This is a genomic window from Bifidobacterium eulemuris, assembly GCF_014898155.1.
In the GTDB taxonomy this organism is placed as follows: Bacteria; Actinomycetota; Actinomycetes; order Actinomycetales; family Bifidobacteriaceae; genus Bifidobacterium; species Bifidobacterium eulemuris.
On record NZ_CP062938.1, the window covers coordinates 1130242 to 1140423 of the forward strand.

Annotated in this window: 8 protein-coding genes; 3 read left to right on the forward strand and 5 right to left on the reverse strand. The window is 66.1% G+C overall.

Annotation, left to right across the window (positions count from 1 at the left end; translation table 11 throughout):
• Window positions 1-152: 152 nt before the first annotated feature.
• Both BE0216_RS05105 and BE0216_RS05110 read left to right on the forward strand, forming a co-directional pair.
• Window positions 153-1043 (forward strand): amino acid ABC transporter permease, encoded by an 891-nt coding sequence (locus BE0216_RS05105; RefSeq protein WP_226805706.1) that lies wholly within the window; start codon window positions 153-155, stop codon window positions 1041-1043.
• 17 nt (window positions 1044-1060) lie between these two features.
• Window positions 1061-1846 (forward strand): amino acid ABC transporter ATP-binding protein, encoded by a 786-nt coding sequence (locus BE0216_RS05110; protein WP_094636921.1) that lies wholly within the window; start codon window positions 1061-1063, stop codon window positions 1844-1846.
• Between the two features lie 143 nt (window positions 1847-1989).
• On the opposite strand, the gene ribF is transcribed toward BE0216_RS05110, so the two are convergent.
• From ribF to nusA, 5 genes are all read right to left on the reverse strand, one after another.
• On the reverse strand, window positions 1990-3114 hold the full coding sequence (gene ribF / locus BE0216_RS05115) for a bifunctional riboflavin kinase/FMN adenylyltransferase (protein WP_094636641.1): 1125 nt from the start codon (window positions 3112-3114) through the stop codon (window positions 1990-1992).
• Window positions 3115-3191: 77 nt separating this feature from the next.
• On the reverse strand, window positions 3192-4265 hold the full coding sequence (gene truB / locus BE0216_RS05120; RefSeq protein ID WP_094636640.1) for a tRNA pseudouridine(55) synthase TruB: 1074 nt from the start codon (window positions 4263-4265) through the stop codon (window positions 3192-3194).
• Window positions 4266-4270: 5 nt separating this feature from the next.
• Window positions 4271-4870 carry a 30S ribosome-binding factor RbfA gene (gene rbfA, locus BE0216_RS05125; protein ID WP_094636639.1) on the reverse strand — a complete coding sequence of 200 codons (600 nt, stop codon included), beginning with the start codon at window positions 4868-4870 and terminating at the stop codon, window positions 4271-4273.
• Between the two features lie 216 nt (window positions 4871-5086).
• A complete protein-coding gene (infB, locus tag BE0216_RS05130; protein WP_094636638.1) occupies window positions 5087-7966 on the reverse strand; it encodes a translation initiation factor IF-2 in 2880 nt (959 codons plus the stop codon).
• A gap of 229 nt (window positions 7967-8195) precedes the next feature.
• A complete protein-coding gene (nusA, locus tag BE0216_RS05135) occupies window positions 8196-9242 on the reverse strand; it encodes a transcription termination factor NusA (RefSeq protein ID WP_094636637.1) in 1047 nt (348 codons plus the stop codon).
• A 76-nt stretch (window positions 9243-9318) separates the two neighbouring features.
• Here nusA and BE0216_RS05140 point away from each other — a divergent pair, with 76 nt between their 5' ends.
• Complete coding sequence (locus BE0216_RS05140; protein WP_226805707.1) at window positions 9319-10170, forward strand: hypothetical protein; 852 nt, start codon at window positions 9319-9321, stop codon at window positions 10168-10170.
• Window positions 10171-10182 lie beyond the last annotated feature (12 nt).

Genomic DNA, 10182 nt, shown 5'->3' on the forward strand with positions numbered 1-10182 from the left:
TACCGCAGCGATATAATCACCCGTGTCAGCCGACCACACGCCTCACGCACCCGACCCAGGAAGAGGAGATATGACCCAGCACCACTCCCTGCCGCGCACACCGGCCGAACATGCCGCAGACCCGAACGAACTCGCCTGACCCACCGATGACCATGAACGATCAACCAACCATCAGCACTCCCGGAGACCCCGCCCACGACCCCGCGGCCGTAAGCGAGGTCGAACGTTTCCGCCGCGACTGGCGCCGCAAGCAGCAGCTCAAGTCGGTGGCCACCAGCCTCGTCAGCACCATCGTGCTGGCGGCCATCGTCATCGTAGGATTGAAGCTCTCGCCCGGCTGGCCGCGCGTCAAGCAGACGTTCTTCTCCGCCGAATACTTCGCCTCGTCGTTCCCCGAAATCCTCGACGGCCTGTGGCTCAACATCAGGGTGCTGGTCGTCGCGGTGATCGGCGTGGCCATCTTCGCCACACTGATCGCGCTGGTGCGCACCAGCACCAATCCGGTGCTGTTCCCGCTGCGCGCGCTGGCCGCCGTCTACACCACCGTGATGCGCGGCATCCCGATGATCGTGATCCTCTACCTCATCGGCTTCGGCATTCCCGGACTCGGCCTGTTCGGGCGCATCGACCCGTCGATTCTCGGCACCATCGCCGTGGTTATGGGCTATTCCGCCTATGTGGCCGAGGTGTTGCGCGCCGGATTCAACGACGTGCACCCCTCGCAGCGCGCCTCCGCGCGTTCCCTGGGCCTGACCGCCGGGCAGACCACGCGTATGATCGTCATCCCACAGGCGCTGCGCAAGGTCGCGCCCGCGCTGATGAACGACTTCATCTCCATGCAGAAGGATGTCGGCCTCATCTCCGTGCTCGGCGCGGTGGATGCGGTGCGCGCCGCCCAGATCGAGGTGGCCAGCAGCTACAACTTCACCCCGTATGTGGTGGCCAGCCTGCTGTTCATTCTGATGAGCGTGCCATTCATTCTGCTTAATGACTGGTATGCGGCGCGACTGCGCAAACGTGAGCTGAGCGGAGGCACGGTATGAGCGAGACGATGAATCCCATGGCGACCGGAATCCCCGCCACCACCGAGAACGCGCCCGCGCAAGCCGACGCGCCCGCGGTGCTGCGTTTGGATGGCATCCGCAAGTCCTTCGGCTCCACGCAGGTGCTCAAAGGCATCTCCTTCGAGGTGCGACGCCATGAGGTCGTGGCGCTGCTCGGCCCTTCAGGTTCGGGCAAATCCACGCTGATGAAATGCGTGAACCTGCTTGAGCGCGTCGACGACGGTCAGATCTGGCTGGGCGACACCGACATCACCGATCCACGCGCCGATCAGGACAAGCTGCGCGCGCGCATCGGCGTGGTGTTCCAGCAGTTCAACCTGTTCCCGCATATGTCGGTGATCAAAAACGTGACGCTGGCCGCGCGCAAAGTGCACCATTGGGATAAGGACCGTGCCGAGGCCCGCGCGCTGGAACTGCTCGACCGCATCGGCATGCGCGCCAAGGCGGGCGCCTATCCCGACCAGCTCTCCGGAGGCCAGCAGCAGCGCGTGGCCATCGCCCGCGCTCTGATGACCGATCCCGAATTGCTGCTGCTTGACGAGATCACCTCCGCGCTCGACCCGATGCTGGTGGGCGAGGTGCTCACCATGGTGGCCGAGCTCAAAAGCCAGGGCACCACGATTCTGATGGCCACGCACGAGATGAGCTTCGCCCATGACGCGGCCGACAGGGTGGTGCTGCTGCGCGGCGGCGTCATCGCCGAAAACGGAACTCCGCGCGAGGTGATGGACGAATCGCAGGATCCGCAGACCAAGGAGTTCTTCTCCCACTTCCGCCACTGATATCCTACCCGGCATGCGAGGCAGAGATGCTTCGACTCCGCTGCGCTTCGCTCAGCATGACGACAATACGCATCCCGAGCTGAGATCCCTCGTCATCCCGAGCGGAGCGCAGCGCAGTCGAGGGATCTCACTCGCCGCCGCAATCAAGCGGTGAGGCGCTTCGTCTCCTCGACGTTGCGCTTCAGTTCGGCGGCCAGCTCGTCCGGCCCGTCGAATTTGACCTGCGGGCGCAGGAATCCCACGAATTCCACGCGCACATGGTGCCCGTAGAGGTCCAGCCACTCGTCGGCGAGCGCATAGGCTTCGACCACGCGCTCCTGCAATCCGGTTTTCTCGCTGAAGGTGGGCTTGGTGCCGATGGAGATGGCGGCGGGCCAACGTCGGTCGCCATCCGCCAGCCAGCCGGCGTACACGCCGTCCACCGGCAGATAGCCGGTCACGTCGTCGCCCAGATTCGCGGTGGGGAATCCGATGGAGCGCCCGCGTTCCTCGCCATGCACCACGGTACCTTCGATGGCGTGCGCATGCCCCAGAATCGCATTGGCGTCCTTGACGCGCCCTTGCGAAAGCAGATAGCGCACGTTGGTGGAACTCCATACGCGCACGGCCTTGGCCTGGTGTTTTTTACTCCACGCGCGGCGTTCGGCCTTGCTCATGGACTCGAACGGATCGGCGGGTTCCCCCCAGCCTTCGGGGGCAATCGGCTGGGCGTTCGGCGGCACGCGGGTCTCGCCCGGGCCGCGGTCGTCCACCACCTCCAGTTCGAACACTCCGGTGGCGGCCGCGAGATTCGCGATCGCACGCACATCGCCTTCGCGATTGTTGCCCATGGCGGCATCGGAGCCGAGTACCAGCGCGCGCATGCCGAGCTTGCCGACCATCTGGCCGAGGAAGAAGCGATAGGATTTCGCGGCGAAAGCCAACGTGTAGCGCACGACCATCACATGGTCGACGCCGAGCTCCTCCATGAAACGCAGACGCTCGTCCGCATCGGTCAGCGCTTCGGTGTCGGGAACGTCGGCGGCGGGGTCCTCGCCGTTATGGGTTTTGGCGTAGCGGTGCACCAGGCCGGGGCGCGGGTCGAACATCACCACCACGGCGAAGGCGTCGTTCTGCCGGGCCAGTTCCACCACGCGCGAGATGACGGCGCGATGGCCGAGATGGAAGCCGTCGAACACGCCGACGCTGACCACGGCCTTGCGGTCCTCGCTTAGGGTGGGCCATTCGACCATACCTTGCTCATCCGGCGTCAATCTGGTGATATCCATAGCGTTTCCTCGTGTTGTGCGTGTTCTACCGTCTCACAAAACCGCCGTCCACTGTAGCAGCAGCCGCGCACGGCGGCCTAGGCGGCGGCGAATACGGTGACGGGTTTGACCTGGGTGCTGTTGGCCGGGGCGATCAGCGCGACCACGTCCTGGGTGTCGGCCACCACGGCGGCGGCCTGGTCCGTCTCGAGATGGCGGTGGATGCGCCGGCCGAACCGTAGTTCGGCGGCCTCTTCGGCGGTGATCTCCATCACCGGCATGGCACCGCGCACCGCTTCGGCCATGTTCAACGCGCGGCTCAGCAGCCATTCGCGGCGTTGGTCGCCGGCGAGCTCGGGCGTATCGAGCATGCATTTGTTACGCGTGACGGTTTCGCCTTCGCGGTTGGTGAAGCTGTACGATTCGGCATGCGCGCCGATGGCGCGTCGTGCGACGGCCTCATCGGCGAAGTCGAAACGCCCGACGCGGGTGCGCCGAAGCCGGGTCAGATGGCCGCCCACGCCGAGCCGTTCCCCGAGGTCGCGGGCCAACGCGCGGATATAGGTGCCGGACGAGCAGCTCACGCGCACGTCCACATCGACCACGGGCATCGAAGCGTCGGAACCTCCATCGACGGCGGTATCGGAACGCATACCGAGCACAGTGAATTCACCGATGGTGACGGGTCGGGCTTTAAGCTCGACAGTCTTGCCTTCGCGGGCCAGATCATAGGCGCGTTGGCCGTTGATCTTGATGGCGGAGAAACTGTTGGGCACCTGTTCGATGTCACCGGTGAAATGTTCGCGGATGGTCTCTTCGATCAGCTCACGGCTTAGAGCGTCCACTCGGTTCGCCACGTCGGCCGTGCCCACCGCGCCGCCTTCCGGTTCGATGAGTTCGCCTTCGGCGTCGTCGGTGGTGGTGCGCTGACCGAGGCGGATCGTGGCCTCATAGCTTTTATCGTGTTCGACGATCGCGGTCAGCAGTCTGGTGGCATTGCCGAATCCGATGACGAGCATGCCGGTGGCCATCGGATCCAGCGTGCCCGCATGGCCGACCTTCTTGGTATGCAATGCGGCGCGCACGGCGGCGACCGCATCGAAGCTGGTCACGCCTTGCGGCTTGTCGATGATCAGCAGACCGCCGGCCGCAGTGGAGCCATTCGATGTCATCGACGTCACTCGGTACGGTCGGCGTCGGCGACGTCATCGGAGTCGCCGGAGTCGTCCGTGTCGGCGGAGTCGTCCGCATCGAAGTCCTCGACCTCGAAATCCTCCTCGTCGTCCCAATCGTCATCGTCATCGTCATCGTCGTCGTATTCGTCGTCGACATCGTCGGCATCCTCATCCGCATGCTTGTACGGATCGGCGTCGCCGGCGTACTGGGCGGTGGCGCGCGCCTTGGCGAGCTCCTCGTCGCGTTTGCGCGCGATGGCGAGAATGTCCTCGATCTCATGCGCCTCGCCAGGCACCTCGTCGTAGACGAACTGCAGTTGCGGGGTCAGACGCAGGCCTGCCTTGACGCCGACCAGCGAGCGCAGACGGCCGCTGGCCTGGTTGAGGGCCTGCTGGGCGCGTTTGCGCTCGCCCTCCTCTTTGCCGGCATGGCCGAGCTGGGTCCAATACACTTTGGCGATCTGCAGATCGTTGGTGACGCGCACTTCGGTTATGGTGACGTTCGCCAGACGCTTGTCATGCAGCTGCGCCTCCATCGACGAGGCGATCACGCGCTGAATCAGGGCGGCGATACGCGCCGCGCGGGGGTTCGTTCCTGCCATAAGTCCATTCCTTGGGTCTTGTTCGTGTCGCGGAGTGTTCCCGGAGCGCCGCATGTCCGCCGCCGTATCGCGGCGGTTCGCGTGCGTCGGCCCGTTCCGTGGGGAAGCATCCGCTTCACTATCCGTTGCTATCCGTTATTGTGCCATAGACGCGGGAACGCCCGCCTCCGAAAGCCGGGGGCGGGCGTTGCCGTCATATCCCACTGGTTGGTCGCGCTACTTGCGTTCGACCTCGCGCATCTCGAAGGTCTCGATGATGTCGCCGATCTCGATGTCGTTGAAGGAGCCGAGGTTGATACCGGCCTCGTAGCCTTCCTTGACGGAGGTGACGTCGTCCTTGAAGCGGCGCAGCGAAGAGATCTCCAGGTCGTTGACCGTGGCCACGCCGTTGCGCAGGATGCGGCACTTCGTTCCGCGCTTGACCTCGCCGTCCTGCACCAGCACGCCGGCGATGTTGCCGAACTTGGAGGAGCGGAAGATCTCGCGGATCTCGGAGTGCGAAGTGGTGACCTCTTCGTATTCCGGCTTGAGCATGCCCTTGAGGGAGGCCTCGATGTCTTCGATGGCCTTGTAGATGATCGAGTAGTACTTGATCTCCACGCCCTCGCGCTCGGCCAGGTCGGCGACCTGACGGTTCGGACGCACGTTGAAGCCGATGATGACGGCCTTGTCGACCGTGGCGAGGTTGACGTCGTTCTGGGTGATCGCGCCGACGCCGCGGTGGATGACCTGGATGCCGACCTCGTCGGACACCTCGATCTTCATCAGGGAGTCCTCGAGCGCCTCGACGGAGCCGGAGGAATCGCCCTTGATGACGATGTTGAGCATATCGACCTCGGACTCGGCGAGCTTCTTCTTGAAGTCCTCGAGCGAGACGACCTTGCGGCGCTTGGCCAGCTGGGCGGCGCGCTCGGTGGCCTGACGCTTCTCGGCGATCTGGCGGGCGGCGCGGTCGTCCGAAGCCACGAGGAACAGGTCGCCTGCGGTCGGCACGGAGGTCAGACCGAGCACCTGCACCGGGCTGGAGGGCACGGCCTCCTTCATCGGGTTGCCGTTCTCGTCGAGCATGGCGCGCACGCGGCCGTACGAGGTGCCGGCCACGATGGCGTCGCCCACGTGGAGCGTACCGGACTGCACGAGCACGGTGGCCACGGCACCGCGGCCCTTGTCGAGTCGGGCTTCCACGGTGGCACCGCGGGCGTCCATATCCGGGTTGGCCCTCAGGTCGAGTTCGGCGTCGGCGGTGAGCAGCACCGCTTCGAGCAGCTTGTCGACGTTCAGCCCCTGCTTGGCGGAGATGTCGACGAACATGGTGTCGCCGCCGTACTCCTCCGGCACGAGGCCGAATTCGGTGAGCTGACCGCGCACCTTGTCGGGGTTGGCGCCCGACACATCGATTTTGTTGACCGCCACGACGATCGGCACATGGGCCGCCTGCGCGTGGTTGATGGCTTCCACGGTCTGGGGCATCACACCATCGTCGGCGGCGACCACGAGGATCGCGACGTCGGTGAGTTCGGCACCGCGGGCACGCATGGCGGTGAACGCCTCGTGGCCCGGGGTATCGAGGAAGGTGATCTTGCGCGGCTCGCCCTCCAGCTCCACCGTCACCTGGTAGGCGCCGATGCGCTGGGTGATGCCGCCGGCCTCGCGTGCGATGACGTTGGTGCGGCGGATGGTGTCGAGCAGTCGGGTCTTACCGTGGTCGACATGGCCCATAACGGTGACGACCGGCGGACGCGGCTGAAGATCCTCGTCGTCCTGCAGTTCTTCCTCGTCGAGGTTGATGTCGAACTGCTGAAGCAGCTCCTTGTCTTCTTCCTCGGCGGAGACGAGTTTGATGTTCCAGCCGATCTCGTCGCCCAGAATCTGGAAGGTCGCCTCGTCGAGGGACTGCGTGGCCGTGGCCATCTCGCCCAAGTGGAAGAGCACGGTCACCAGCGCGGCCTGATTGACGTTGATCTTCTCCGCCAGATCGGCCAACGTGGCACCCTGACGCAGGCGCACGGTCTGGCCGCCGCCGTTGGGGATGCGCACACCGCCGATGGTCGGTGCTTTCAGCTCCTCGAACTCCTGACGCTTCGCCAGACGGTTCTTACGCGCCTTCGAGGACTTGCCGCCCTGACGGCCGAATGCGCCGGCCGCGCCGCCGCGACCGCGGCCGCCGCCACGTGCGGGACCGTTGCTCGGCGCGCCGCCGCCCTGGAAGTTGTTGCCGCCCTGCTGGCCGCCGCCCTGACCGGGACGCCCCTGACGGAAGCCGCCCTGGGCACCACCCTGCTGGCCGCCCTGACCGGGACGGCTGTGTCCCCACTGGCCCGGACGCGCGCCCTGCGCGCCGCCCTGACCGGGACGACCGCCGCGGAAGCCTCCGCGAGCGCCGCCGCCCTGCTGGCCGCCCTGACCGGGACGACCGGGACGTCCGCCACGGCCACCTTCGACATTCGGACGGGCCATCGGATGCGGGCGCGGGATATCGCCGGGGGTCGGCGTGCGCATGCCCTGCTTACGGCTGAACGGATTATTGCCCGGACGGGGACCGGGGGTGTGGGGACGCGCGCCGGAGCCGGACGCACCGGAGGCGCCGCCGTTGGGCGTGGGCGCGGCGGGTCGGGCGTTGGGAGCCTGCGGACGGGCGCCGCCATTGGAGGCACCGCCGTTGCGGGACTGTCCCGGACGCGCGGTGCGCTGCTGATTGGAATCCTGTTGCGGCTTGGCGGCCGGCTTGGCCGGAGCGGCCGGCGTCGGCGTCTGAGCCGGAGCCGGGGCTGCCGGAGCCGGGGTTGCCTGGGCCGGAGCCGGAGTCGCGGTCGTGGCCGCGGCGGGCTTGGGAGCCGCCGGAGCGGGTGTCGCCGGCTTCGCGGCAGGCTTCGCCACCGGCTTGCTGGCCGGGGCGGAGGCCTGGGCCTTCGGCGCGGACTGGGCCTCGCCGGATTCGGACTTGGCGAATGCGGCCTTAAGACGGCGGGCCACCGGGGGCTCCACCGTCGAGGAAGCGGATTTCACGAACTCGCCCATGTCCTTGAGCTTTTCGAGAACGGCCTTGCTGTCGACGTTCAAATCCTTGGCCAATTCGTATACGCGTGGTTTCGCCACTAATTACTCCTATCTGAGACCACGCGTGATTGGGCGTGGTCAGTCTGTGATGATGGCAAGCCTACCCTGTCTCATCGTGCGACCATGATCGTGTTACCTCGTCTCTTCGCGGGGCATGACGGCGCGTCGTGCGCCTGCCCGCATCGAAAGTCAAGCATACTCGTGCCGCTGGATGTCGCCGCTCGAAGCGAGCCGCATGCCATCCAACGGCACGATGTTCAGGTATGGGTTATTCCGCGCTCGGCGCGTTTTCGGTGTTCTCCGCGGCCTTTTGCGCGTGGGCTTCGGCGGATTCGATGCCGATCTTCCAGCCGGTGAGCTTGGCGGCCAGACGCGCGTTCTGCCCCTCCTTGCCGATGGCCAGCGACAGCTGGTCGTCGTGGATGAACGCGATGGCGGTTTTGTTCTTCTCGCTGATCACCTGCACGCCGGTGGCCACGGCCGGGCTGAGCGCGGCGGCCACGAACTTGGCGGGATCCTCGGACCAGTCGACGATGTCGATCTTCTCCGGTCCCAGATTCTCCATCACGGCACGCACGCGCGCGCCGCCGGGGCCGATCAGCGCGCCCTTGGGGTTCACGCCTTCGGTGTTGGCCTTCACCGCGAGCTTCGTGCGCGCGCCGGCCTCGCGGGCGATGGCCATAATCGACACCGCGCCCGACACCAGCTCCGGCACCTCGCGCTCGAACAGCCTACGCACCAGTTCGGGGTGGGAGCGGGAGACCACGATCTCCGGGCCCTTCAGTCCGCGGGCCACGTTCACCACGTACACGCGCAGACGCTCGCCATGGCGGTAACGCTCGCCCGGCACCTGCTCGCGGCGGGGCAGAATGGCCTCCACATCGCCGATGGCCACATGCACGTTCGTCGGATCGGAGACGTCCTGCTGGATGACGCCGGTGATGAGCTTGCCCTTCTGGCCGGAGAACGCGCCGAACACCTTGTCGTCCTCGGCCTTGCGGAACAGCTGGCTGATGACCTGGCGCGCGGTGGCGGCGGCGAGACGGCCGAAATCGCGCGGAGTGTCGTCATATTCCTCGCTGAACGTGGGCGCGGGGTGCGGATCGTCCTCGGTGGGCTCCTGACGGATCTCGTCCACGGCCCATACGGTGAAGCTGCCCGAACGCTCGTCCAGCTCGACGCGGGCGTGCTTGGCGGCGTGTGGGGTTTTCAGATAGGCGAGGCGCAAGGCCTCGGCCAGTGCGTCATCCAGCGTCTCGGGTTCGATTCCCTGCTCGGCGGCGAGTTTGTGCATTCCTGTCAGATCAAGTTCCATCGGTCCGACCTCCTATGAAGTTATTATCCGAGCGCTTGGCCCATATGGTCACAGTCAACTATTAGTGTAGTTTCGTATGCAGACACGTCACCGGTTCCAGCATGCCCACCCCCCTTACGCGCCGTGGGCCACGCGTGCCGTCGCACTGCTGGCGGCCGTGGGGTTGACGGCGTCGCTTACCGCATGCGATGCGCCGCGTCTTGCGGGCCGCGCCGAAGCGGAGCAGGAGATGAGCGCGTGCGAAAGCGCGTATGTGGACGCGTCTTCGCTCGCCTCGACGGTGGATGGGGATGGCGGCGAGCCTTTGCTGGCGCGCTATATCGCCTCGCTTACCCTCCCCTCCGCTTGGCTTGAGGTGGCCGCGCAATGCCCGGAGCGATTCGGCGAGGGTGCGATGTTCAGCGCACGTGCCGAACTGGTTCAGACGTCTCTGGCTGCGAAGTTGGGGCAGGATGATTCGCAGCAGACACGGATCGCCCGTCTCGACGGTGTGGATTCCCTGGCTGTGGATGCGCAGGCGCTGCTCACCATGGCGCAGGCGGAGGATCGCGCCGGATTCGCCGTGGAGGTGCTTGCCGCGCGGGGCATATCGGATGCGGACCTCGCCACCAGCGACAACCATAAGACCACGGCGCAGCAGCTGGTGTCTTTGGCAGGTGTGGAGCCGAATTCCGACGCCGATCCCCGGCAAAAGGCGTATGCCATCGACGCGCTGATCGGCGATTCCGGCACCGTGACGGATTCCGCCACCGGATTGGAGGTCCCGGTGGTGGCCGCGGTCGAAATGGATTGCGCGCGCACCGAAGCCGCGGCCTGGTCGGGCACGGACGCCGAAAGCGCGGCCATACTGGCGGATCTGGTGGCCCAGCACGCCTATCAGGCCTTCCAGCTCGGCTACCCCACCGGCGACTTCGCCCTCTTTGAATAGCATCTCCTGTCA

What these genes read in the sequence shown, in the direction of transcription:
- BE0216_RS05105 (WP_226805706.1), top strand. Translation starts at nt 153, where the DNA reads ATGAACGATCAACCAACCATCAGCACTCCCGGAGACCCCGCCCACGAC.
- BE0216_RS05110 (WP_094636921.1), top strand. Translation starts at nt 1,061, where the DNA reads ATGGCGACCGGAATCCCCGCCACCACCGAGAACGCGCCCGCGCAAGCC.
- ribF (WP_094636641.1), bottom strand. Translation starts at nt 3,114, where the DNA reads ATGGATATCACCAGATTGACGCCGGATGAGCAAGGTATGGTCGAATGG.
- truB (WP_094636640.1), bottom strand. Translation starts at nt 4,265, where the DNA reads ATGACATCGAATGGCTCCACTGCGGCCGGCGGTCTGCTGATCATCGAC.
- rbfA (WP_094636639.1), bottom strand. Translation starts at nt 4,870, where the DNA reads ATGGCAGGAACGAACCCCCGCGCGGCGCGTATCGCCGCCCTGATTCAG.
- nusA (WP_094636637.1), bottom strand. Translation starts at nt 9,242, where the DNA reads ATGGAACTTGATCTGACAGGAATGCACAAACTCGCCGCCGAGCAGGGA.
- BE0216_RS05140 (WP_226805707.1), top strand. Translation starts at nt 9,319, where the DNA reads ATGCAGACACGTCACCGGTTCCAGCATGCCCACCCCCCTTACGCGCCG.